Annotated in this window: 13 protein-coding genes and 1 pseudogene; 7 read left to right on the top strand and 7 right to left on the bottom strand. The window is 67.8% G+C overall.

Features of this window, described 5'->3' with window-relative positions; genetic code table 11:
• The first annotated feature begins 5 nt into the window (after positions 1-5).
• The 3 genes from WDZ97_RS09590 to WDZ97_RS09580 are packed head-to-tail and all read left to right on the top strand — an operon-like array spanning position 6 to position 7,581.
• Entirely contained in the window at positions 6-3,083 is a 3,078-nt protein-coding gene (locus tag WDZ97_RS09590) for a multidrug efflux RND transporter permease subunit (RefSeq protein ID WP_425762588.1), read from the top strand.
• Positions 3,080-6,178: a multidrug efflux RND transporter permease subunit gene (locus WDZ97_RS09585; protein WP_425762587.1), complete on the top strand. Its 3,099-nt coding sequence runs from the start codon at positions 3,080-3,082 to the stop codon at positions 6,176-6,178. The genes WDZ97_RS09590 and WDZ97_RS09585 overlap by 4 nt, the downstream gene beginning before the upstream one ends.
• Positions 6,175-7,581, top strand: coding sequence for an efflux transporter outer membrane subunit (locus tag WDZ97_RS09580; RefSeq protein ID WP_425762586.1), 1,407 nt, complete (start codon positions 6,175-6,177; stop codon positions 7,579-7,581). The genes WDZ97_RS09585 and WDZ97_RS09580 overlap by 4 nt, the downstream gene beginning before the upstream one ends.
• 263 nt (positions 7,582-7,844) lie before the next feature.
• On the opposite strand, the pseudogene WDZ97_RS09575 reads toward WDZ97_RS09580, so the two are convergent.
• Both WDZ97_RS09575 and WDZ97_RS09570 read right to left on the bottom strand, forming a co-directional pair.
• Positions 7,845-9,341 (bottom strand): annotated as a pseudogene (locus WDZ97_RS09575) (tetratricopeptide repeat protein); the annotation flags it as partial.
• Between the two features lie 296 nt (positions 9,342-9,637).
• Positions 9,638-11,089 (bottom strand): ATP-binding protein, encoded by a 1,452-nt coding sequence (locus WDZ97_RS09570; protein WP_296809891.1) that lies wholly within the window; start codon positions 11,087-11,089, stop codon positions 9,638-9,640.
• 452 nt (positions 11,090-11,541) lie between these two features.
• On the opposite strand from WDZ97_RS09570, the gene WDZ97_RS09565 reads away from it, so the two are divergent.
• Together WDZ97_RS09565 and WDZ97_RS09560 are read left to right on the top strand one after the other, a co-directional pair.
• Positions 11,542-13,170: a FecR domain-containing protein gene (locus tag WDZ97_RS09565; protein WP_425762585.1), complete on the top strand. Its 1,629-nt coding sequence runs from the start codon at positions 11,542-11,544 to the stop codon at positions 13,168-13,170.
• Positions 13,171-13,228: 58 nt separating this feature from the next.
• Positions 13,229-16,120: an EAL domain-containing protein gene (locus WDZ97_RS09560; protein ID WP_425762584.1), complete on the top strand. Its 2,892-nt coding sequence runs from the start codon at positions 13,229-13,231 to the stop codon at positions 16,118-16,120.
• A 23-nt stretch (positions 16,121-16,143) separates the two neighbouring features.
• Here WDZ97_RS09560 and WDZ97_RS09555 read toward each other — a convergent pair whose 3' ends face one another.
• Together WDZ97_RS09555 and WDZ97_RS09550 are read right to left on the bottom strand one after the other, a co-directional pair.
• The gene (locus WDZ97_RS09555; RefSeq protein ID WP_425762583.1) at positions 16,144-16,836 is read right to left on the bottom strand and encodes a phasin family protein; all 693 of its coding nucleotides are present in this window, start codon (positions 16,834-16,836) and stop codon (positions 16,144-16,146) included.
• A complete protein-coding gene (locus WDZ97_RS09550) occupies positions 16,823-18,412 on the bottom strand; it encodes an acyl CoA:acetate/3-ketoacid CoA transferase (protein WP_304004581.1) in 1,590 nt (529 codons plus the stop codon). Before WDZ97_RS09550 ends, WDZ97_RS09555 begins: the two co-directional genes overlap by 14 nt.
• Before the next feature lie 176 nt (positions 18,413-18,588).
• Between WDZ97_RS09550 and clpB the strand changes: the two genes are divergently transcribed.
• Entirely contained in the window at positions 18,589-21,174 is a 2,586-nt protein-coding gene (clpB, locus tag WDZ97_RS09545) for an ATP-dependent chaperone ClpB (RefSeq protein ID WP_020163904.1), read from the top strand.
• A 53-nt stretch (positions 21,175-21,227) separates the two neighbouring features.
• Here the strand turns inward: clpB and WDZ97_RS09540 are convergent, their stop codons facing one another.
• Positions 21,228-22,115 (bottom strand): cation transporter, encoded by an 888-nt coding sequence (locus WDZ97_RS09540; protein WP_425762582.1) that lies wholly within the window; start codon positions 22,113-22,115, stop codon positions 21,228-21,230.
• A 100-nt stretch (positions 22,116-22,215) separates the two neighbouring features.
• On the opposite strand from WDZ97_RS09540, the gene WDZ97_RS09535 reads away from it, so the two are divergent.
• A complete protein-coding gene (locus tag WDZ97_RS09535) occupies positions 22,216-23,241 on the top strand; it encodes a tRNA dihydrouridine synthase (RefSeq protein WP_425762581.1) in 1,026 nt (341 codons plus the stop codon).
• On the opposite strand, the gene WDZ97_RS09530 is transcribed toward WDZ97_RS09535, so the two are convergent.
• Together WDZ97_RS09530 and WDZ97_RS09525 are read right to left on the bottom strand one after the other, a co-directional pair.
• Positions 23,175-24,023: a mechanosensitive ion channel domain-containing protein gene (locus WDZ97_RS09530; protein WP_425762580.1), complete on the bottom strand. Its 849-nt coding sequence runs from the start codon at positions 24,021-24,023 to the stop codon at positions 23,175-23,177. The genes WDZ97_RS09535 and WDZ97_RS09530 overlap by 67 nt on opposite strands.
• 56 nt (positions 24,024-24,079) lie before the next feature.
• Positions 24,080-25,213, bottom strand: coding sequence for a hypothetical protein (locus tag WDZ97_RS09525; RefSeq protein WP_425762579.1), 1,134 nt, complete (start codon positions 25,211-25,213; stop codon positions 24,080-24,082).
• Positions 25,214-25,232 lie beyond the last annotated feature (19 nt).

Here is a 25,232-nt window from a genome sequence, read left to right as displayed (position 1 = left end):
CAGCGATGAATCCGTCCCGCCTGTTCATCCTGCGGCCGGTGGCTACTTCGCTGCTGATGGTGGCATTGCTGGTCGCCGGCTTTCTCGCCTACCGTCTGCTGCCGGTATCGGCGCTGCCCCAGGTCGACTATCCGACCATGCAGGTGGTCACCTTCTATCCGGGCGCCAGTCCGGAACTGACCACCTCGCTGATCACCGCGCCGCTGGAGCGCCAGTTCGGCCAGATGCCCGGCCTGGTGCAGATGAATTCGCTCAGTTCGGCCGGCGCGTCGGTGGTGACGCTGCGCTTCGGTCTCGACATATCGCTCGACACCGCGCAGCAGGAAGTGCAGGCGGCGATCAATGCCGCAAGCACGCTGCTGCCCAACGAACTGCCGGCGCCGCCGATCTACAGCAAGGTGAATCCGGCCGACGCGCCGGTGATGACGCTGGCGGTCAGCTCGAAGGCGGTGCCGCTGCACCTGCTCGAAGAGGCGGTGAGCAACCGGCTGGCGCAGAAGATTTCGCAGCAGTCTGGCGTCGGCCTGGTCAGCATTTCCGGCGGCCAGCGGCGCGCCGTGCGGGTGCGCGTCAATCCGTCGGCGGTCGCCGCCTACGGACTGAGCCTCGAACAGCTGCGCGCCGCAGTGGTGGCCACCAGTTCGAACCAGGCCAAGGGCAGTTTCGACGGCCCGACGCGTGCCACCACGCTCGACGCCAACGACCAGCTGCGCTCGGCCGACGAATACCGGCGCAGCGTGATCGCCTGGAAGAACGGCGCACCGATCCGGCTGCAGGACGTCGCCGAGGTGGTCGACGGCCCGGAGAACCGGCTGCTCGCAGCCTGGGCCAACGAAACGCCGTCGCTCATCCTGAACATCCAGCGCCAGCCTGGCGCCAACGTGATCGACGTCGTCACCCGCATCAATGCGCTGCTGCCTGAACTGCAGGCCTCGCTGCCGGACGCGGTCGACGTGCAGGTGCTGACCGATCGCACCGAGTCGATCCGCACCTCGGTGCGCGACGTGCAGATCGAACTGGTGATGGCGGTGCTGCTGGTCGTCGCCGTCATCTTCGTGTTCCTGCGCAATGCGCGCGCCACCGTCATTCCGGCGATTGCGGTGCCGCTGTCACTGATCGGCACCTTCGCCGTCATGTATCTGGCCGGCTTCTCGGTGAACAACCTGACGCTGATGGCGATGGTGATCGCCGCCGGTTTCGTCGTCGATGATGCCATCGTGATGACCGAGAACATCGCGCGCCATCTCGAAATGGGCAAGGGCGCGATGCAGGCCGCGCTCGACGGCGCGAAGGAGATCGGCTTCACCATCATTTCGCTGACCGTGTCGCTGGTGGCGGTGCTGATCCCGCTGCTGTTCATGCAGGACGTGGTGGGCCGCCTGTTCCGCGAATTCGCGCTGACGCTCACCATCGCCATCCTGCTGTCGGCGGTGGTATCGCTGACGCTGACGCCGATGATGGCCGGGCGGCTGCTGAAGGCCGAGGGCGAACACGCGCACGAGGGCTGGTACGCCCGCCTGCTGGCCGGCTATTCACGCACTTTGCGCTGGGTGCTCGACCACCAGCGCCTGACGCTGATCGCTGCAGTCGCCACCTTCGTCGTGACCGCGCTGCTCTATCTGGCCGTGCCCAAGGGCTTCTTTCCGGTGCAGGACACCGGACTGATCCAGGGCATGTCGGAAGCCGAGCCGACCATTTCCTTCGCCGCGATGAGCACGCGCCAGCAGGCGCTGGCCGAGGTCATCCTGCGTGACCCGGACGTCGACAGCGTCAGTTCATTCATCGGTGTCGATGGCCAGAACCCGACGCTGAACACCGGCCGCATGCAGATCAGGTTGAAGCCGCTGTCCGAACGCAGCGACCGCGCGCCGGAGATCGCGCGACGGCTCGAAGCGGCGGCGCGCGAGGTGCCGGGCGTCGCGCTCTATCTGCAGCCGGTGCAGGACCTGACGATCGAGGACCGCGTCAGCCGCGCGCAGTACCCCTTCGTCGTGCAGGCCACCAATCACGAAGATCTGCTGGAATGGGTGCCCAGACTCGCGGCCGCGCTGCAGCAGTCGGACCGGCTCAACCAGGTCACGACCGATCTGGCCACCGGCGGCCTGCAGGCCTATGTGGACATCGACCGTGCCGCCGCCGCCCGTGTCGGCGTCACGGTCGCCGACATCGACGCGGCGCTGTACAACGCCTTCGGCCAGCGCCTGATCTCGACCATCTTCACCCAGTCCAGCCAGTACCGCGTGGTGCTCGACGTGCAGCCGCAGTTCCAGATCGGCCCGGAAGCGATCGCGCAACTGCACGTGATGTCGGCCGACGGCCTGCAGGTGCCGCTGGGCACGCTGGTGCGCGTCGAGGAACGCCCGACGCGGCTGGCGATGGGCCGTCAGGGACAGTTCCCCGCCGCCACGGTGTCGTTCAACCTGCCGGACGGCGTATCGCTGGGCGAGGCGGTGGATGCGGTCGAGTCGATACGCGCGCAGCTGGGCATGCCGACGACGATGACGCTGAAGTGGGAGGGCGCGGCCGAGGCCTTCCGTGCTTCGCTCAGCGACACGCTGTGGCTCATTCTGGCCGCGGTGGTGACGATGTACATCGTGCTCGGCGTGCTGTACGAAAGCTATGTGCATCCGCTGACCATCCTGAGCACGCTGCCGTCGGCCGCCATCGGCGCGCTGCTGGCGCTGCTGCTGGCCGGTCACGCGCTCGACATGATTGCGGTGATCGGCATCATCCTGCTGATCGGCATCGTCAAGAAGAACGCCATCATGATGATCGACTTCGCACTCGAGGCCGAACGCAACGAGGGCATGGCGCCGCGCGATGCGATCTTCCAGGCCTGCCTGCTGCGTCTGCGCCCCATCCTGATGACCACCGCCGCGGCGTTGCTCGGTGCGCTGCCGCTGGTGTTCGGTGGCGGCATGGGCTCGGAACTGCGCTTCCCGCTGGGCCTCACCATGGTGGGCGGCCTGCTGGTGAGCCAGGTGCTGACGCTGTACACGACGCCGGTCATCTACCTGGCTTTCGGACGGCTCTTCAAGTTGCGCCACACGGCCATCGATGCGACGGAGGGTGGGCGCGCATGAGTGCCTGGGCACTGCCCATCCGCCGTCCGGTCGGCACCGCACTGCTGACGGCGGCGATCGCGCTCGCCGGCGCGCTGGCTTTCCGGCTGCTGCCGGTGTCGGCGCTGCCGCAGGTCGACTTCCCGACCATATCGGTCAGCGCTGCCTTGCCGGGCGCCAGCCCCGAGGTGATGGCGGCGACCGTTGCGACGCCACTCGAACGCACGCTGGGCCGCATCGCCGGCGTCACCGAAATGACGTCCAGCAGTTCGCAGGGCAATACGCGGGTGACGCTGCAGTTCGACCTCGACCGCGACGTCGAGGGCGCGGCGCGCGACGTGCAGGCGGCGATCAACGCGGCACGCGCCAGCCTGCCGACCAGCCTGCCGTCCAACCCGAGCTACCGCAAGGTGAATCCGGCCGACGCGCCCATCATGATTCTGGCGATCACGTCGGACACGGTGCCCATTCCGCGGCTGTACGACGTGGCCTCGACCGTGCTGGCGCAGAAGCTGGCGCAGATTCCGGGGGTGGGCGAAGTGGCCGTCGGCGGCGGTGCGCTGCCGGCCATCCGCGTGCAGGTCAATCCGGAAGCGCTGCACCAGAGCGGCCTGACACTGGCCGACGTGCGCAACCGCATCACCGAATCGAACGTGAACCGGCCCAAGGGCTTCGTCGAGGACGGCGAGCGCTACTGGCAGATCGAGGCGAACGATCAGGCGCGCCGCGCCGAGGACTACGTGCCGCTCATCCTGCGTCATACCTCGGGCGCAGTGCTGCGTCTGGGCGACGTGGCGCGGGTCGAGGATTCGGTGCAGGACGTGCGCAATCTCGGCCTGACCAACGGCAAGCCGACGGTGCTGCTGGTGCTGACCAAGCGACCGGGCAGCAACGTGATCGAGACGGTCGAGCGGGTGCGCGAACTGCTGCCGGAACTGGGCGCCAGCCTGCCGGCGGCGGCGCGCATGGAAGTGGCGATGGACAGTTCGGTCACCATACGCAGCGCGCTGCACGAGGTGGAGATCGCGCTGGTCATTTCGATCGCGCTGGTCATCCTGGTGGTGTTCCTGTTCCTGCGCAACGCGCGCGCGACGCTGATTCCGGCGGTCGTGGTGCCGGTATCGCTGGCCGGCAGTTTCGCCGTCATGTACCTGCTCGGCTTCAGCCTGAACAATCTGTCGCTGATGGCGCTGACCATCGCCACCGGTTTCGTCGTCGACGACGCGGTGGTGGTGATCGAGAACATCGCCCGTCACATCGAGCGCGGGCTGAAGCCCTTCGAGGCAGCGGTGGCCGGCGTGCGCGAGGTCGGCTTCACGGTGGTGGCGATCAGCCTGTCGCTGGTCGCGGTGTTCATCCCCATCCTGCTGATGGGCGGTGTGGTCGGACGCCTGTTCCGCGAGTTCGCGCTGACGATGTCGGTGGCGGTGCTGGTGTCCATGGTCGTGTCGCTGACCGCGGCGCCGATGCTGGCGGCGCGCCTCCTGCGGCACAGCTCGGTCGAGCAGGAAGCGCGCTGGCAGCGCGCCCTCGGCCGCGTATTCGACGACCTGCAGATCGCCTACGCGCACAGCCTGGACTGGGCGCTGCGTCATACGCGCATCGTCATGCTCATCTTTCTCGGCGCCATCGCGCTGAATTTCTGGCTGTTTTCCATCGTGCCCAAGGGCTTCTTCCCGAACCAGGACACCGGGCGGCTGTTCGGCAGTCTGCGCGCCGACCAGAGCACGTCCTACCAGGCGATGACGAAGAAGATGGCGCAGGCCGTCGATGCGATCCGGAGCGACCCGGCGGTGGACAACGTGAGCGCGTTCACCGGCGGCGGGCGCGGCGGTGGCGCCAATAACGCGAGCTTCTTCGTCAATCTGAAACCGCTGAAGGAGCGCGGTGCGTCGGCCGAACAGGTGATCGGCCGGCTGCGCGGCAAGCTGGCGCGCATCGAAGGCGTGCAGCTCTTCCTGGTCGCGGCGCAGGATCTGCGTGTCGGCGGCCTGCGCTCGTCCTCGCAGTACCAGTTCACGCTGACCGCCGACAGCCTGCGCGCGCTGCGCGAATGGGTGCCCAAGGTGCGCGACGCGATGCGCGACCTGCCACAGCTGGTCGATGTCGGCACCGACCAGGAAGACCGCGCTTCGCAGACGCGGCTGGTCTATGACCGCGACACACTGGCCCGTCTCGGCCTGACGCCGGGCATCGTCAATCAGGAGCTGTACGACGGCTTCGGCCAGCGCCAGGTGAGCACGCTCTATGAACCGCTGAACCAGTACAAGGTGGTGCTCGAAGTGGCGCCCGAGCGCGCGCAGGACCTGTCGGCGCTGGATTCGGTGCGGGTGGCCACCGCCGACGGTGGCCTGGCGCCGCTGGACAGTTTCGCGCGCGTCGAGCAGGGCGTCATGCCGCTGTCCATCGCCCACCTCGACGGTCGCGTGTCGACCACCGTGTCCTTCGGCACCGCCGAAGGCGTCACGCTGGCACAGGCAATGGACGCGGTGCGCGCGGCGATGGCCGACATCGGCGTGCCGGCCAGCATCAACGCCGGCTTCCAGGGCTCGGCGCGCGCCTTCCAGCAGTCGCTGGACAACCAGCCGCTGCTGATTCTGGGCGCCATCATCGCGGTCTATCTGGTGCTGGGCATCCTGTACGAAAGCCTGATCCACCCGCTCACCATCCTGTCCACGCTGCCGTCGGCCGGCATCGGCGCCATCCTCGCGCTGATGGCCTTCAACATCGAGTTCGGTCTGATCGCGGTGATCGGCGTACTGCTGCTGATCGGCATCGTCAAGAAGAACGCCATCATGATGATCGACTTCGCGCTCGACGCCGAACGCACGCGCGGTCTGGAGCCGCGGGCGGCGATCCGCGAAGCCTGCCTGCTGCGCCTGCGCCCCATCCTGATGACCACGCTGGCCGCCATGGTCGGCGCGTTGCCTCTGGCCATCGGCTTCGGCGAGGGCTCGGAGCTGCGCCAGCCGCTGGGCATCGCCGTGGTCGGCGGTCTGGTGGTGAGCCAGCTGCTGACGCTGTACACGACGCCGGTCACCTATCTCTATCTCGAACGCTTCAGCCGCTTCTGCGGCCGCCTCATCGCGCGTACGCCGCGCCCGGTCTCGCCATGAACAAGATACTGCCGCTCCTCCTCGCCGCGCTGTTCGCCGGCTGCACCACGATAGGCCCCGACCACCAGCGGCCGGCCTTCGACCTGCCGCAGGACTACCGCGCCGCTGACGGCTGGAAGCCGGCCGAGCCGGCCGACCATCTGCCGCGCGGCGACTGGTGGCGGGCCTACGGCGACCCGGTGCTGGACGAGCTGATCGCCCGCGCCGATCGCGCCAACCAGGACCTGCGCGTGGCGCTCGGCAATTACCGCCAGGCACGCGCCGCCGCGCAGCAGGCGCGGGCCGGCTTCCTGCCGGAGGTCGGGCTCAGCGCCTCCGCGCAGCGCAGCCGCAGCGCGGCGATACAGGGGCGCTCGGCCAACCAGTCGAACACCACTCAGCTTGGCCTCGACGCCAGCTGGGAAGCCGACCTGTGGGGCCGCATCGGCCGCGAGGTCGAAGCGGCCGGCGCCGAACTGCAGGGCAGCGCCGCCGACCTCGCGTCGGTGCGCCTGTCGCTGCAGGCCGAACTGGTGCAGAACTACTTCCAGCTGCGCGCCGCCGACAGCCAGCGCGCGCTGTATGCACGTACGGTCGCCGCCTACGAGAAGGCGCTGGAGGTGGCGCGCAACCGTGTTGCCGCCGGTGTCGCCACGCGCGGCGACGAGGCGAGCGCGCTGGCCCAGCTGCGCGCAGCGCAGGCGCAGGCGGTCGATCTCGACCTGACGCGCACCCAGCTTGCCAACGCCATCGCGGTGCTGGTCGGCGAGGCGGCGTCCAGCTTTTCGCTGGCCGAAGCTGACTGGCAGAGCGCGCCGCCGGCAACCCCGGTCGGCCTGCCGTCGACGCTGCTCGAACGTCGCCCCGACATCGCCGCCGCCGAGCGCCGGGTCGCCGCGGCCAATGCGCGCATCGGCGTCGCGCAGGCGGCGTGGTTTCCGTCGCTGACGCTGAACGCCTCGACCGGCTACGCAGGCAACAACTTCGCGCAGTGGTTCAACGCGTCCAATCTGGTGTGGTCCTTCGGCCTGTCGCTGGCGCAGGCGGTGTACGACGGTGGCCGGCGCGACGCGCAGATCGAATCCGCCCGCGGCGCGCACGACGTGACCGTGGCCCAGTACCGGCAGACCGTGCTCGGTGCGCTGCAGGAGGTCGAGGACAACCTGAGCGCCTTGCGTCTGCTCGCCGACGAAGCGGCGCTGCGCGAACAGGCCCTCGCCGCCGCGCGCGAAGCCGAAACGCTGGCGCTGAACCGCTACCGCGCGGGCACCGCCAGCTACACCGAAGTGGTCACCGCCCAGACGACCGCGCTCGACAACGAACGCAGCCTGATGCAGCTGCGCGGCCGCCAGTTCTCGGCCAGTGCGCTGCTGAACAAGGCGGTGGGGGGCGGGTGGAGTATTGGCGCCGCAGAGCGGCGATAAGTCCGTCGTCCCGCCCTCACGTCAGACCACTTCCGATGCAGCGTCGCGCTGCTATCCGAGATCTCGCTCTTCTTTGCGCGTGCGCGTTCGACGATCGCCTGAACTGGCGGATGCTCGTCTGTTGCGTAACGGCGCTCAATCTCGTCGAACACGACGACTCCGTCCTTGCTGCGCTGGAGTTGACCTAGCGTGATGCCCTTGTTGAAGAGGGCCATGGAGACCTGCTCGCGCAGCGCGGGCGCATCGTCCTCGCCATAGCGCCGCTCGACTTCGTCGTAGGCCTCCATCTCTTCTTCGTTGCGCCCGACGCGGCCAAGAGCCAGACCCTTGTTATTGAGCGCAGCGGCGACCTCCTCGCGCAGCGCGGGAGCATCGTCCTTGCTGTAGCGCCGTTCGATCTCCTCGTAGACCGTGATTGCGTCTTCGCTGCGTCCGATTTTGCCGAGGGTCAAACCCTTGTTATTGAGCGCCGTGGCGACTTGGTGACGTAGCGCAGGGGCATCGTCTTTACCGTAGCGTTCGTCGACTTCTTGGTAGACGGCAATGGCTTCCTCGCTCCGCCCCAAGCGGCCGAGCCTTACGCCCTTGTTGTTCAGAGCTGTGGCGACCTGCTTGCGCAGTGCCGGCGTTTCGTCACTGCCGTAGCGCTGTTCGACTTCGTCATAGACCGCAATTGCTTCGTCGCTGCGTCCAAGTTGGCCTAGCGTAACGCCCTTGTTGTAGAGCGCTCTGGCGACCTGCTCGCGTAGCGCAGGTGATTCATCGTTGCCGTAGCGATGGTCGATCTCATCGTACACGGCAATCTCTTCCTCACTACGGCCGAGCTGGTCGAGCGTAAGGCCCTTGTTGTAGAGCGCCGTGGCGACCTGTTCGCGCAGCGCGGGCGTATCGTCCCTGCCATAGCGTCGGTCGACCTCATCGTAGGCGGCGATTTCCTCCTCGCTGCGCCCGAGTAGACCGAGGGTGACGCCCTTGTTGTACAGCGCTGTGGAGACCTGTTCGCGCAGCGTGGGCGCCTCGTCCCTGCCGTAGTGCTGGTCAAGGGCATCGTAGACTGCGACGGCGTCCTCGTTGCGTCCCAGTTGGCCCAGAGTGGCCGCCCTTGCGTAAAGCAGTCGCGCGTGGCGATCAGGGGAAAGTGATGTGGTTCTGGCGAGGTCCAGCCCCTTGTCGAACCATGCGAGTGCGGAGTCGAAACGGCCGGCCAGATACTCGTCTAGGCCGCGCGCGAAGTGGTCATCCGGCGAGAATTCATTTTCAGGTTTTGACTTCAGTGCATCGCTTGCCTCACGGATGGTGCTCGCCGCGGTTGCGTCCGTGGAGCTTTGGGCGGATCGGTCGGCGTCTGGATCGCGGGCAAGAATGGTTGCCGCGGCTGCGTCAATGTTCTGGTGTGCTCTGGCCGCGTGATCTTTCACATCTCGGCTGTGCACGGCGATGGCTTCCCGTGCGCGAAGGGCTTCTGATTCGAGTTCTTCGATGCGCTTGAGCAGGCTGCCTGACTTTTCCTCGAACCACTGCTTGGAAGCGACCTCTGCTTCCGTCTTCGCGCGCCGTGTTGCGCTCAGATAGGTCACCAGGCCGGCGACGAATGCAACCAATGTAATGAGATACCCAAGATAGGTCGTTTGGGTCGCGACGGCGGCGATGTGATTTGCCTGCTGTGCCGTGATCTGGCCGAGATCGCCAACTCGTTTGTCCTGGGCATCCAGCCGGATCGCGATGTGCTCCTTGATAGTGCTCACGTCCTTTTCGAGCATCCGCAGCTCGGCCTGCGTGTTGCGGATGTCGGTGGAGCTCTCGGGTGCTGCGAACGCTCCCACCGTTGCAAGAAGCATGACGACTAGCGGGATGCCGAACAGGAATCTGCGCATTCTGATGACCTCGAAGTCAGGCGCTCAATAGGAGGAAGCGAACTCGTCATTCTATTGGTGGGCGGATTACGAATGGATCGCCTCGTCGTTCTCGCAGTCTCGCCGCGCATCGGCAGTGACTGCATGGCGTGTCCGTCGCATGCTTGATCATGGGCGGCGACGCGGAGGACGTCCGCGAGCGCTCATTCGTCGCTTCCAGGTAGTTCCGTTGCCCCCATCCAGTAACACAGCAGCGGCGCCGGGATGCGCATGATCTGTGTGCCGACTGTGTCCTGATTAGCGGGCAGATCGCGCATCGGCCCGAAGTCATCCAGCGACTTCGTGATGACATATCCGCGCGCGATGTGCTTGGACCGGCACAGTTCGATCAGGCCTTTCAGTTCGCGGGCGCCGGTGTGCTGGGCGCGGTACTTCACTTCGAAGGGAATGAGCTCGCCGCCGACCTCGGCGACGAGGTCAACTTCGTGATCGCGCTTGCCGCGCCAGTAGCTGAAGCGCACGTTCTGCGGGTAGTAGCGGGCAAACAGGTGCTTGAATACGGCCGTTTCGGTGGCTACGCCCAGTGCCGCCGCGTCTTCGAGTATGGCTTTCCCTCTCAGCATGACGGCTGGAGCGATCGCGGCGTCGGCGAGATAGATCTTGAAGCGTGCGCGCAGCACATCCTTGCCGTAACCGTGCGGAGGCAGACGGTAGATGAGGTGGGTGGCTTCGAGCAGTTCGATGAAGTGCTGCGCGGTGGGGCGCTTGACCTCCAGGTTGGCGCACAGGTCAACCATGTCGAGCAGCCCGCCGTCGTGCAGGCACAGGTAGAGGAAGGTGTGCTCAAGGTCGAGCACGCGACGCACACCGAACAAGGCCGTCATGTCGCGCTTGAGCACTTTGTCGATGATGTCCTCGCGCAACAGCCGCTGCGCATGAGTGATGCTGTCGACCTGCGCGGTCTGTGGGAAGCCGCCGCGTACGAGGTACTCGTGGAAGTGGCCGACATAGGCGCTCGCTCGCTCGGTGGTGCGGTAGAAGTCCGCGGGCGCCCAGTCGAACAGGTCACGCAGGCTGCGCAGCCGCGGCAGTTCGGGCAGCTGCAGGCGCTTGATCTGCAGATACTCATAGAACGAAAGCGTGGTCAGGCGGATGGTGTGCCAGCGACCCACGCCCGACTCCTGATCGGCCTCGACCAGAGGCATGGCAGAACCGGTGAACGCGATGCGCCGGTCCTTGCGGAAGTCGACCTGATGCTTGACCCATGTTCCCCAGTCGCGGATGAACTGGGCTTCGTCGAGCAGCAGATATTCCGGCCCTTCGGCTCGCGGTTCGCGTTCGCGCCAGGCGTCGATGACGGCGTCGATGCCGGCCAGTTTCAGCACGGGGTGGTCGAAGGTGGCGTAGAGGATGTTGGCCGCGGGCACCCCCGCGCGCAGAAGAGCATCGGCCGCCTGCAGCAGCAGCGTGGTCTTGCCGATCTGCCGCGCGCCCGAGAGCAGTACGGCGCGCGGGGCGGGTGGCGTCGCCATCCATTCGTGCAGTTCGCGGAAGGCGGCGCGCCGGAACGATGGCAGGTCCGAGATCGGTTCGCCTCGCCACCAGGGATTGAACTGGGCGAGGACGGCAACAAGCTCTTCTTTTGATACCCTCACGATGGAAATTCTGCCTGCGTGATTTGATTAGTTAAAGTGTAGTTTATCAAAAGACAAAGTCGAGCATCATTCGGGTTTCCAATCCGCTGTTCGACGGGTTGGAGGCCCCGGGGTCTGCTCACCCATCCTCGCCCCCGGGTTCCGAGTGAAAGAGATTTCGCGCCGGTCCCAGGGGCATCCCCATCGACCTCTTCAGTGGCGAGGTTAAGTGATGAGTCGACGGGGCCGACCTGATGTGTTCTCGTGGAGGGGAATGGCGTTCCAGGCGGATGTCCGCGGGCTTCCGTTCGTCGCCCAGTCCGGCCCCATCGCTTCTCCTCGTGCCAGACTGAAACGGGTCGTGTCGCGGCGCAGGTCTTTTCGCCACAACATGGTCGCGTCGTGATGCAGTCGAAGATGAATTGCATAGCTTGTGAGCATAGAATCCTGAAATTGCCTTTCGGGAGAATGCGTTGCTGCGTCACCCTCTCGCCCTTTCAGTGCGCCGTGCGCTCCTTCCGGGCGCTGTGCTGCTTTGTGGCACGCCGGCGCTGGCCGCCGATTTCGCCTACGAGGTGCGGCCCGGCGACAACCCCTGGAATCTGACCCAGCGCTACCTGAAGGACATTTCCTACTGGCCGCGCATCCAGCAGTACAACCGGATCAGCGAACCGCGCCGGATGGTGCCGGGCAGCCGGCTGCTGATTCCCGAACAGTGGCTGCGCCTGCAGACGCGCGAGGTGCGCATCGATGCGGTGCGCGGCGACGTGACCATTGCCGTTGCCGACGGCTCCTCCCGCCCTGCTCAGGCCGGCGACAAGCTGGAGCCGGGTTCGCGGCTGGTGACCGGCGAGGCGGGCAGCGCGGCGCTGGCCTTTGCCGACGGCAGCCGCGTCCAGCTGCGTCCGCGCAGCGAACTGGGCGTGCAGCAGTCGGCCGATTTCGCCGCCGGCGCGGGTTCCTGGGTCCGGCTTGAACTGCTGCGCGGCTCGGTCGACAGCCTGGTGGCGCCGCGCAGCGGGCCGGCCGGCCGCTTCGAGATCCAGACGCCGGCCGCGGTGGCGGCGGTGCGCGGCACGCAGTTCCGCGTCCATGCCGACGAACGCAGCGCGCGCAGCGAAGTGCTCGAAGGCCGCGTCTCGTTCGGCAATGAGGCGGGCAGTCAGGCGCTCGACGCAGGGCAGGGTGCGTCGGCGCAGGCCGGCCAGGCGGTGACGCCGCCGCGCGCCCTGTTGCCGGCGCCGGTGGCGCAGCCGCTGTTCGCCGACCGCCTGCCGGTCAATCTGCCGTTCCCGTCGCTCGAAGGCGCTGGCGCCTACCGGGTGCAGGTGACGGCCGACGGCCGTTTCGACACCGTGATGTCAGACCGTACCGGCGACCGTCCGGCGGTCGTCGTCGCCGATCTGCCGGATGGCGACTACCGCGTGCGCGTGCGCGGCATCGACGCCGACGGCTTTGAGGGACGCGATGGCGAATGGGCGCTCACCGTGGATGCACGGCCGGAGCCACCGGTGCTGGTCGAACCGGCACCGGAGGCGCGCGTCAGCGACGAACGGCCGCAGTTGCGCTGGAGTCGTGCCCGCCCGGATGAAAGCTGGCGCCTGCAGATCGCCGACAATCCGAAGTTCGACGTGCCGCGCGTCGATCGCAGCGATCTGAGCGAACCGGCCTTCCGCCCGGACGACGCGCTGCCGCCCGGCATCTATCACTGGCGCATCGCCAGCCGCAATCCGGACGAGGGTGTCGGTCCGTTCAGCGACGCGCAGACCTTCCGCCGCCCACCGCCGGGCCCGGCGATGGAGCCGCCGCAGGCCGGGCCGGAGGGCCTGGCCCTGCGCTGGCGCGATGCAGGCGAGGGCATGCGTTACCAGATCCAGATCGCTCGCAGCGAGGACTTCGCCGCGCCCGCCGTCGATGCGCAGACCGACAGCCCGTCCTGGCTGCTGCGCGACGCACAGCCGGGCACCTGGTACCTGCGCGTGCGTAGCCTTGCAGCGGATGGGTTCGAGGGCGACTGGGCACCGACACAGGCGATCACGGTGCCGGAGCCCGAGCCGGCTTTCCGTGTCTGGTGGCTGCTGCCTTTGCTGCTGCTGATCTGAGCGCGCCGACCATGACCGGGCCCTTCGTCGTTTTGACACCTTTGACGGACGCCCGGGCATGAGCACCGGACAACGTCTTCTCAACGCGCTGGGCGACCGCTATCGGCTGCCCTGGCTGTTTGCGCTGCTGGTGATCGCTGCGCTGTACGTGAAGACGCCGATGTCGGTGGCCCGGCTCGACCTGTTGTTGCACGACCTGTTGAGCGTCGAATTGCTGGCCGGCCCGCCGAGCGGCGGCAGCGTCGATACCCAGGCGCCGCTGGTGATCGCCATCGACGACGCCAGTCTGGCGGCGCGCGGTCCCTGGCCCTGGCCGCGCGAACGCCATGCCGATCTGGTGGACCGGCTGTCGAGCGCCGGTGTGTCCGGCATCGGCTACGCGGTCATGTTCGCCGAGCCGTCTGCCGATGATCGGGGCGATGCGGCGCTGATCGACGCGGTGAGGCGTGCCGGCAATGTCGTGTTGCCGGTGGCGCCAGTGGCGTCGGCCGGTGGCGGTGTCGGCACGCTGCAGCCCTGGCCGGCGCTGGCCGATGCGGCGGCACGGCTGGCGCACGTCGATGTCGAGGTCGATGCCGATGCGCTGTCGCGCCGGGTGTTTCTGGAAGCGGGTGCCGGCAGTCCGCAATGGCCGGCGCTGGCCTGGGCGCTGATCGACGTGTCGCGCAAGTCGCGTCCGCTGTCCGGCATAGGCGGTCGGCGCGGAGCGGCGGAACCGGCGGCGGGTTCGTGGGTGCGCGATCACGAGGTCATCGTGCTGCCTGGCGGCGGCTGGCCGGTCGCTCACCTGTCGGCCAACGACGTGCTGGCCGGCGCGGTGTCGCCCAATCTGCTGCGCGGGCGCAGCGTGCTGGTCGGCGTCACCTACACCGGCTCGGGCAACGCGCTGGCCACGCCGGCCTCGGCCTTGGCGGCGCCGATGCCGGCCGTCGATTTTCATGCGCGCGCTTACTCGGCGCTGCGCAACGACCGCTATTCCACCCAACTCGCACCGGTGTGGAGCCTGCCGGCGGCGCTGTGCGTGCTCGCCGCGCTGTGGCTGCGCCGCCCGCATGCACGGCTGCGCGACATGGTGCTGGTGGCCGGCGCGCTGACCGTGCCATTGCTCATCAGCGTCGTGCTGCTCGCGCTTGCACGGCTGTGGCTGGCGCCAGCCGCGGTGATGATCGGCCTGTCGGCCGGCGCGCTGATGTGGGTGTCGATCCGCACCGTCGATCTGGCGCAGCGCCTGAAGCAGGCTAACGCGCGGGCGCACGCCACGCTGTACGCGATTTCCGATGCCGTGCTGCAGTTCGACAGCGCGTTGCGGCTGCGCTATCTGAATCGCAAGGCGGAGGAGTTGTGCGCCTGTCGGCTGGCCGAGGTGCGCGATCGGGGCCTAGAGGGGCTGCCTGCCATCGAGGGCGCGCTGCGCGAGCTGCTGCAGGATTTGCTCTGCCGCTGCCGTGATGAGGCACGAGCGCAGATGATGCCGGGCCACGTGCTGATGCCTGCTGGCCGGTTTGGTCCGGCGCGCGCCTTGCGCCCCAGCGCCAGTCCGCTGTTCGGCATGACGGGGCGGGTCGATGGCGTCGTGCTGGTGCTCAATGACGTCAGCGATACCGTCGCGGCGGCCGACAAGCTGGCGCATCAGGCCACACACGACGCGCTGACCGGCCTGCCCAACCGCGTGCTGCTGCGCGACCGCCTGCGACAGGCGCTGGCGCAGCGCGACGCCGGCATGGTCGCCGTGCTGTTCGTCGATCTCGACCGTTTCAAGCGGATCAACGACAGCCTTGGCCACCAGCAGGGCGACAAGGTGCTCACCACGCTGGCCAGCCGCCTGCGCACCGTCTGCCGGGTCGGCGACACGGTGGCGCGCTGGGGCGGCGACGAATTCATGATCATCCTGCAGGGCCTGGCCGACCGCGACGCGGTGGCGCGTGTTGCCGCCAAGGTGATGCAGGCGGTCGGTCAGATCATCACGCTGGACGACGTCGATTTCCGCTTCTCCTGCAGCATCGGCATCGCCATCGCGCACGAGGACAGCGACGACGCCGACGTGCTGTTCGCGATGGCCGATACCGCGATGTACCGCAGCAAGTCGCAGTCCGGTGCGGCCATCCACTTCTACGCGCACGACATGAGCGCCGGCACGCGCGACTGGATCGAGCTGGAATCAGACCTGCGCCATGGCCTCGACGAGGGGCGCTTCGAAGTGCACTACCAGCCGCAGTACGAGCTGGCGACCGGCAAGCTGGCGGCCTTCGAGGCGCTGCTGCGCTTCCGTCGCCGCGACGGACAGCTGCTGTCGCCCGGCGACTTCATCGCGGTCGCCGAGGAGTCGGGCCTGATCGAGGGCATCGGCGAGTGGGTTCTGCTGCAGGTGACGCAGCAGATTGCCGACTGGTCAAAGCAGGGGCTGGCGGTGGTGCCGGTGGCGGTCAATGTGTCGGCACGCCAGTGCCTCGGGCGCTCGCTGGTCCGGCGGGTCGAGAATGCGCTGCGCCAGTCACGCATCGCGCCGTCGCTGCTGCGGCTTGAACTGACCGAAAGCACCGCGATGGGTGACGTCGACCACGTCGCCACGCTGCTGGCCGACATCCGTGCGCTGGGCGTGCACCTGTCGGTGGACGACTTCGGTACCGGCTATTCGTCGCTGTCCTACCTGAAGCGCTTCCCGATCGACGAACTGAAGGTGGACCGCTCCTTCGTGCGCGATCTGGTGGGCGATGCCGACGACGCGGCCATCGTGCGCGCGACCATCGCGCTGGCGCATGGGCTGGGCATGCGTGTGGTGGCCGAAGGCGTCGAGAACGTCGAACAGCTCAACATGCTGGCCGCCCAGCAGTGCGACCTGGTGCAGGGCTACCTGTTCTCGCAGCCTGTACCGGCCGACACGGTGGTCAGCGAAGGGCTGCTCGGTGCGCCCGAGGAGCAGGGACGCACGCTGCGGCTGATCCGCTCCTGAGGCGCGGATCAGCCGGGGCGGCATCAGGCCGACGGCTTCTTGCTGCGCGAGGCCGCCGGTTTGGCAGCGCTTTTTGCTGCGGGTTTGGCGGCCGTTTTTGCAGCGGGTTTTGCCGCCGGTTTCGCCGCGGCCTTCGGTGCCGCCGCCTTCGGGGCGCTTGCCGGCTTGGCGGCCGGAGCCGCCGCGGCTGCCGCCGCTGCGGCCGCAGCCGGTGCCTTGGCGGCCTGGCTGGCGGCCGTGCCGAACTGCTGGAAGGCGGTGCGCGCGACAGTGCTGATCTGTTCGAAGGCCTGACGTGCCTTGTCCATCGCGTCCTGCATGGTGCCCATCGACTGCTGGCTGCTGATCGGCATGCCGGCCAGCATCTTGCGCAGGCTGTCCATCAGGTCGGAACCGCCGCTGTTCAGCTGTTCCCCGACCAGGCGGCCGAATTCGGCCTGGGTTTCCGCGGTGATCTCGGCAATCTGGCGCGCACAGCCGAGCATTTTCTCGGTGGTGTTGCGCGCAAGCCGGGCGCGCAGCTCGACCTGTGCCGCCGGCTCGCGCGTTTCCGTCACGGCGCGGGCGTTGTTGACGCTTTCCTCGAACAGAGCGCGGGCGGTATCCACCTGCAGTTGCATGATGCGCTGCGAGTTGTCCATCGACAGCTGTGCCAGACGCATGGCCGCCTCGATGTTCTTCTTCTGCAGTTCCGACATCTGTTCAGTTTTGTTCATCGCGAGACTCCTCGGTGGGGGAAACAGGATTGTGCCGCCAGAGACCGGACAGTGCCATGACACGGTCGGCAAAGATGGCAGGGTGCATGGTGCGCAGCGCCGGTGACAGGCGGGGCGTGAAGTCCATGTGGGCGAGCACGTCGCGCGCCGGGTCGATGCCGGGCGCGACCTCGATCAGTTCGATGCCGTCGTCGGCCAGCCTGAACACGGCGCGCTCGGTCACGTAGAGCACCTGCTGCCCGCGGCGCCGCGCTTCGCGACCGCTGAAGGTGCGGTGCTCGACCGTCTGCACGAACTTGCGGCTGTTGCCTTCGGCATGGATGACCAGGGCGCCCTCGCGTACCGCGATGTCGGCGGCGCCCGCGGTGAAGCTGCCGACGAACACCAGCCGGCGCGCGTTCTGCGAAATGTTGATGAAGCCGCCGGCGCCGGCCAGCCGGTGGCCGAAGCGCGACACGTTCACATTGCCTTCGGCGTCGGTCTGCGCCATGCCGAGGAAGGCGACATCCAGCCCGCCGCCGTCGTAGAAGTCGAACTGGTAGGGCTGGTCGATCACCGCCTGGGTGTTCACCGCCGCGCCGAAGTCGAGGCCGCCGGCCGGTATGCCGCCGATGACGCCCGGCTCGGCAGTCAGCGTGACGGCGTCGATCAGGCCTTCTTCGGCCACCACCGAGGCGACGCCTTCCGGCATGCCGATGCCCAGATTGACCACATTGCCCGGCTGCAGCTCGAAGGCGGCGCGGCGGGCGATCACCTTGCGCACATCCAGCGCCATCGCCGGCAGCGCGTCGGCCGCCAGTCGCGCCTCGCCGGAATAGGCTGGGTTGTAGGCGGTGGCGAAGGTCTGGTGGTGGTGTTCAGTCGGCGACACGACGACGCAGTCGACCAGCACGCCCGGCACCTTGACCTGGCGCGGGTTCAGTTCGCCGCGCCCGACGGTGCGCTCGACCTGCACGATGACCAGGCCGCCGCTGTTGTGCGCCGCCATCGCCACGGCCAGCGCTTCCTGCGTCAGCGCCTCGCGTTCCATCGTCACGTTGCCGTCCGGGTCGGCGGTGGTGCCGCGCACGAGCGCGACGTCGATCGGGAACGCCTTGTAGTAGAGGAAGTCCTCGCCGTCGATCTGCATGCGCCGCACCAGATCGGTGGTGGTGGCCGCATTGATCTTGCCGCCGCCGTGCAGCGGATCGACGAAGGTGTCCAGCCCGACTCGCGTAAGCTGGCCCGGCCGGTGCGCGGCGATGTCGCGGAACAGCTGGGAAATGACGCCCTGCGGTAGGTTCCAGGCTTCGATCTGATTGCTCACCGCCAGCGCCTGCAGCCGCGGCACCAGACCCCAGTGGCCGCCGATCACGCGCTTCACCAGCCCGGCGTGACCGAAGTGGTTGAGACCGCGATGCTTGCCGTCGCCCTGGCCGGCGGCGTAGACCAGGGTGAGGTCGCGCGGCGCACCGCTGTCGAGGAAGCGCTGTTCGACGGCGATGGCGAGGTGTTCGGCGAAGCCGATGCCGACGAAGCCGGTGGTGGCCAGCGTGGCGCCGTCCGGGATGCGCGCCACGGCCTCGGCTGCGCTCATGATCTTGCTGCGGGTGTGCGGCATGTGGGACGACTCGGGCATCGGAAGCTTGTGGCGTGCGATGACGTCACTTTACCGGACGTCGACGCCGTATTTGACCCGCATCAAGCGTTTGCCGGTTGAAAAGCGGATCGTTCGCCCCAGATAGCGTCCAGACAAAGTTCACGGAGGCGTTCATGCGTTTCGACAAGCTCACCACCAAGTTCCAGCAGGCGCTGGCCGATGCCCAGAGTCTGGCGGTCGGCCGCGACCATCAGTACATCGAGCCCGCTCACCTGATGCTGGCGCTGCTCAACCAGGACGACGGCGCCACTGCGTCGCTGTTGCAACGCGCCGGCGTCAATGTCGCGCCGCTGAAGAAGGCGGTCGAGGACGCGCTGTCGCGCATCGCCACCGTCGAGGGCCACGGCGGCGAGGTGCAGATCGGCCGCGATCTGACCAATTTGCTCAATGTCGCCGACCGCGAGGCGCAGAAGCGCGGCGACCAGTTCATCGCTTCCGAAATGTTCCTGCTCGCCGCCACCGCCGACAAGGGCGATCTGGGCCGCCTGCTGAAGCAGGCTGGGCTGGAGCGCGCCGCGCTGGAAAAGGCGGTCGAACAGGTGCGCGGCGGCTCGTCGGTCGGTTCGGCCGAAGCCGAAGGCTCGCGCGAGGCGCTGAAGAAGTACTGCATAGACCTGACCGAGCGCGCCGCCGCCGGCAAGCTCGACCCGGTGATCGGCCGCGACGACGAAATCCGCCGCGCCATCCAGATCCTCCAGCGGCGCACCAAGAACAATCCGGTGCTGATCGGCGAGCCGGGCGTGGGCAAGACCGCTATCGTCGAGGGGCTGGCGCAGCGCATCGTCAATGAAGAGGTCCCGGAAACGCTGAAGGGCAAGCGCGTGCTGGTGCTGGACATGGCCGGCCTGCTGGCCGGCGCCAAGTACCGCGGCGAATTCGAGGAGCGCCTGAAGAGCGTGCTCAACGAAGTGGCCAAGGACGAAGGCCGCATCATCCTGTTCATCGACGAAATCCACACCATGGTGGGCGCCGGCAAGGCCGAGGGCGCGATCGATGCCGGCAACATGCTGAAGCCGGCGCTGGCGCGCGGCGAACTGCACTGCATCGGCGCCACCACGCTGGACGAGTACCGCAAGTACATCGAGAAGGACGCCGCGCTGGAGCGCCGCTTCCAGAAGGTGCTGGTGGACGAGCCGACGGTGGAGGCGACCATCGCCATCCTGCGCGGCCTGCAGGAGAAGTACGAACTGCACCACGGCGTCGACATCACCGACCCGGCCATCGTCGCCGCGGCCGAGTTGAGCCACCGCTACATCACTGACCGCTTCCTGCCGGACAAGGCGATCGACCTGATCGACGAGGCCGCTGCGCGCATCAAGATGGAGATCGATTCCAAGCCGGAGTCGATGGACAGGCTCGAACGCCGCATGATCCAGCTGAAGATCGAGCGCGAGGCGGTGAAGAAGGAGAAGGACGAGGCGTCCATCCGCCGGCTCGGCCTGATCGAGGACGAACTGGTCAAGCTGCAGCGCGAATTCAACGACCTTGAAGAGATCTGGAAGGCCGAAAAGGCCCAGGTCATGGGCAGCGCCCACATCAAGGAAGAGATCGAGAAGGTGCGCGTGCAGATGGCCGACCTGCAGCGCAAGGGCCAGTTCGACAAGCTGGCCGAACTGCAGTACGGCACGCTGCCGCAGCTCGAGGCGCAACTGAAGCAGGCCGAGAAGGGGGGCGAAGCCAAGCTGCCCAACAAGCTGCTGCGCACCGAAGTCGGCGCCGAGGAAATCGCCGAGGTGGTGTCACGCGCGACCGGCATTCCGGTCAGCAAGATGATGCAGGGCGAGCGCGAAAAGCTGCTGAAGATGGAAGACCGTCTGCACCAGCGCGTGATCGGTCAGGACGAGGCGGTACGCCTCGTGTCGGACGCGATCCGCCGTTCGCGCGCAGGCCTCAGCGATGAGAACCGCCCGTATGGCAGCTTCCTCTTCCTCGGCCCGACCGGCGTCGGCAAGACCGAACTGTGCAAGACGCTGGCCGAATTCCTGTTCGATTCGGAAGACCACCTGATCCGCATCGACATGAGCGAGTTCATGGAGAAGCATTCGGTGAGCCGGCTGATCGGCGCGCCGCCGGGCTATGTCGGCTACGACGAGGGCGGTTATCTGACCGAGGCGGTGCGGCGCAAGCCCTACAGCGTCATCCTGTTCGACGAGGTCGAGAAGGCGCATCCGGACGTGTTCAACGTGCTGCTGCAGGTACTGGACGACGGTCGCATGACCGACGGTCAGGGCCGCACGGTGGATTTCAAGAACACGGTCATCGTGATGACCAGCAACCTCGGCAGCCAGATGATCCAGCAGATGGCGGGCTCCGATTACGGCGTGGTGAAGCTGGCGGTGATGAGCGAGGTGAAAACCTTCTTCCGGCCGGAATTCATCAACCGGATCGACGAGGTGGTGGTGTTCCACGCGCTGGACGAACGCAATATCCAGAGCATTGCGAAGATACAGCTCGCCTACCTGGAAAAGCGCCTGGCCAAGCTGGACATGGGCCTGCAGGTGTCGGACGCGGCGCTGGCCGAGATCGGCAAGGCCGGCTTCGACCCGGTGTTCGGTGCGCGGCCGCTGAAGCGCGCGATCCAGGAGCACATCGAGAACCCGCTGTCGAAGAAGATCCTCGATGGCAGCTTCGGGCCGAAGGACGTGATCGTGGTCGATGCCGACGCGGCAGGTCACTTCAGCTTCCACAAACCGAGCTGATTCTTACGTTGTTCGGGACGGGGGCAGGTCGCAAGGCCTGCCCCCGTCTGCGTTCACGCCCTCAGTTTCAGTATCCGCAGCGCACCACTGGCCACCAGCAGCGCGATCGCCGTACCGATGAACAGATCCGGCCAGCGGGTGCCGGTGGCCGCGACCAGTCCGCCGGCAATGATGACGCCCGCGTTGGCCAGCACGTCGTTGGTCGAGAAGATCCAGCTTGCCTTCATGTGCGCGCCGCCATCGCGGTGACGCGCCATCAGCAGCAGGCATGCGACGTTGGCGGCCAGCGCCAGCAGTGCGGCGCCGCTCATCCACAGCGGCTCCGGTTCGCTGCCGGATACGGCGCGCCGCACCACCTCCGCCAGTGCGCCGCCGGCCAGCAGCAGCTGCAGCCAGCCGGACAGATGGGCCACGCGCAGCTTGCCCGCCGCGCTGCGCCCGACCGCGTACAGGCTCAGGCCGTAGACTGACGCGTCGGCAAGCATGTCCAGCGCGTCGGCGATCAGGCCGGTCGATTGTGCCCACAGACCGCTTGCCAGCTCGAACACGAACATGGCCGCGTTGATCGCCAGCAGCGTGCGCAGCACCCCGGCTTCGCTGCGGTTGGTGGCCGGTTCCGGCCGTGCGCCGGCCGCGTCCGTGCCGAGCAGTTCGGCGCCAAAGCCCAGCGCCGCGAGTTTGGCCTGCAGCGGCGCCAGCGGGCCTTCGTGGTGCAGTGTCACGGTGCGCGCGGCGAGGTCGATGCCGATGTGGCGCAGTCCGTCGGCGCCATCGAGTGCCATGCGGATCAGACGCTCTTCCGACGGGCAGTCCATGCCCGGTACGCGGAAGGTGCTTCGTTGCCCGCCCGCTGCGGCGTCGTCGGCAGGGCGCGGCGACGGCGCGGCGGCGCAATGTCCGCTGCAGGCGCAGCCGCTGGAGCTGTCTGCTGAGGTATTCAAGGTATGCCCGTTCAAGTGCGGGATAATCCCGCTTTGTTTTTCATCGTCGCACCCAATGTCCCCTGACGACCCGGCCCGCGTCAATACGCCGGCGCCCGCCATGCCCCGCCTGCTGCTCGCGCCGATGGAAGGTCTGCTCGACGCGCGCCTGCGTGCCGTGGTGACGCGGGCGGCGCACTACGACTGGTGCGTGACCGAATTCGTGCGCGTGACCGACAGCGTGCTGCCGCCGCGCAGTTACCAGCGCGTGGCACCAGAACTGAAAGCCGGCTCGCGCACCGCCAGCGGTGTGCCGGTGCGCGTGCAGTTGCTCGGCTCGGATCCGGCGCGGCTGGCCGACAACGCTGACCAGCTGGCACGGCTGAATCCGGCCGGCATCGACCTCAACTTCGGTTGTCCGGCGCCGACCGTGAATCGCCACCGCGGCGGTGCGGTGCTGCTGGACGAGCCGGAACTGCTGCACGACATCGTCAGCGCGGTCGGCCGCGCGGTGGTCGGGCGCGTGCCCTTCACCGCGAAGATGCGCCTGGGCGTGCGCGACACCTCGCGCGCGATCGAGGCGGCGCAGGCACTGGCCGAGGGCGGCGCGGAAATGATCGTCGTGCACGCGCGCACCAAGCTCGACGGCTACCGGCCGCCGGCGCACTGGCCGTGGATCGCCCGCATCGCCGAGGCGGTGCGCGTGCCGGTGGTCGCCAACGGCGAAATCTGGTCGGTGGATGACTACCTGCGCTGCCGCAGCGAAAGCGGGCTGGCCGACGTGATGATGGGGCGCGGCGCGGTGGCCGATCCGCTGCTGGTCGAGCGCATCCGTGCCCGGCTGCGCGGCGATGAAGCCATCGACCCGGCGCTGGACTGGCCGCGTATCGCACCGCTGCTCGGAGATTACTGGCAGCGCGTGCTGGGCCATGTCGAGGCGCGCCACGCGGCGGGGCGGCTCAAGCAGTGGTTGAACCTGCTGCGCCGCGTCTACCCGCAGGCCGAACTGCTGTACCAGGCGATGCGCCCGGTACGCGACAACGTGCGCATCGGCGAACTGCTGGCGGCGGTGCTGCCGCTTCAGGCCGGCACGTCGTCCGCCGGCGTGAGCGCCTCCTCCGATGGCGGGGCCGCCGCGGCGGCCTGAACCCGCGTCAGATACTCCGACAGCACCCGCTGTTCGATACGCAGCCGCTCCTCGACCCGGCACGGAAACGCCGCCACCAGCTGCGCGCCCTTGTCGCTCGCCAGATCGATGAACACGCGCGGGCGCGCCGAGGGCAGGCGGCTCCAGTGCGCCGCCTCGAGGTCGAGCAGGCCGCGTTCGGCTTCATCGATCCACGGGGCGCACACCTCCAGCGCCGCCGCTTCGAGCAGCGCGCGCCTGTCCAGGCAGGCGACCGGGTCGCCGACGAATACGCGCAGCGTGGTCAGCATGAAGTGTTCGTGCGGTGTGACCCGCAGCGTGCTGGTGATGACGGCACTGTGCTGCAGCAGCACGCGGCTGCCGTTGATCAGGTCGGCGTCGCCGCTGGCGTCGAGCAGCGTGCTGAGGAAGCGGATGTCGGCCACCCGCCCGCGCACGCTGCCCACTTCGATGAAGTCGCCCACTTGGTAGGTGCGCGTCAGGAACAGCACGGTGCCGCCCATCGCTGAAATCAGGATGTCCTTGGACACGATGAGCGAAGCACCCGCTACGGCCGCCAGCGGCAGCGAGGACTGGTCGCCACCCAGCGTCCAAGTCAACCCGAGCAGCGCCAGGCAGATCAGCAGCGCGATATTGCGTATGGTCACCCAGGCCTGCTTGCGCTGCGACGGGTCTTCGAAGCGCGCGGCGGCCACGCGGCGGGCGGTGCGGGTGATCAGCACGGCCAGCGCGACGATGACCAGCGATACCAGCAGTTTGGTGAGCAGCGAGGGGTCGTACATCAATAGCATATCCGGACGGGCAGGGCCGCCATTATCGCCGCCGGCGTGGCAGGCGCTCAGTGCGATCGCATCACGTGGTCGACCATGTTGACGATGGTGCGCATCTGCGGCGCTTCCCGCGTTGCGTAGCCGTAGAGGTCGCCCGGCGTGGTGTAGCCCCACCAGTCCCAGCAGCCCATCGGGTTGCCGACGCTGTCCCACAGCCCGCGCTCGAACGGTTCGATCGCGCCGACACGCGGGAACAGCAGCACCAGCTTCAACGGACCGGCCCAGCGGACGTAACCGGCGCCGTCAGTGAAGGCGCGGTAGGCGGTGTCACTCATGCCTTGCTTGCAGCCGTGCAATGCGACGTGGATCTGGCAGCTTTCGCTGCCGCAGCGCTGGGGCACATAGACGCGTGCTTCCTCTGCGAGGCCCAGCGCGCGACGCCGGGTCTGCGCATCGCCCGGGCCGGCCGGTACGAAGTCGGCCTGCTTGAGCACGTACCAGCGGCCGTTGCCCGCACTCGGCCGCGCGTCTGGCCGACGGCGCAGATGACGCAGCAGTTCGCCGGCAGCATCGAAGTCGCAGCCGCTGACGTAGTCCTCGTCGCGGGCGTCGCAACTGCCCTGGGCCGGGTCGCTGGTCGGCATGGTGTGCGGCGTCGAGCGCGGCTCGCCCCGTTTTGGCGCGGCATCGAAGGCGCGGAAGTAGGTGTGCTGGGCGGCTGACGCCTTGGCGCCGACGACGCGATCGTCCTGCCCGCGGTACTCCCATATCTGCTGCGAGGCGATGCCGTCGACCGGGTCGATCCGCCGCTGTCGCGCCAGCTTGCGCGTATCGCTCACCAGATCATCCACGTCGATGTCGCGTTCGCCGGAACTGAAAAGCGACAGCCCGAACAGGGGACCGAACAGTTCGCGCAGGCGGTCGCGGCCGAGCACCAGACAGTCGTTGGTGGCCCGCGTCACGAAGCCTTGCGCGCACAGATAGGGCGGCCCCGACACGATGCCGATGCCGCGTACCCGCGACGAATGCGCCACGCCCAGCTGGACCGCCATGGCGGCGCCGGAGGACAGGCCGGACACGGTGAAGTCCGTACGTTCGATCCGGTCGAGCACCGGCGGCGCCTCGGCCATCGCGGTGCGGATGGGAAATGCGGCAAGGAGCAAGGCGACGAAAACGGCGTGGAGAGGACCGTGCAGGCGCATGAGGGTCGTCCGGGAATGT

Source organism: Methyloversatilis sp. MC4-4, assembly GCF_049843555.1.
GTDB classification, from domain to species: domain Bacteria; phylum Pseudomonadota; class Gammaproteobacteria; order Burkholderiales; family Rhodocyclaceae; genus Methyloversatilis; species Methyloversatilis discipulorum_B.
This window is presented reverse-complemented; position numbering and strand designations above follow the sequence as displayed.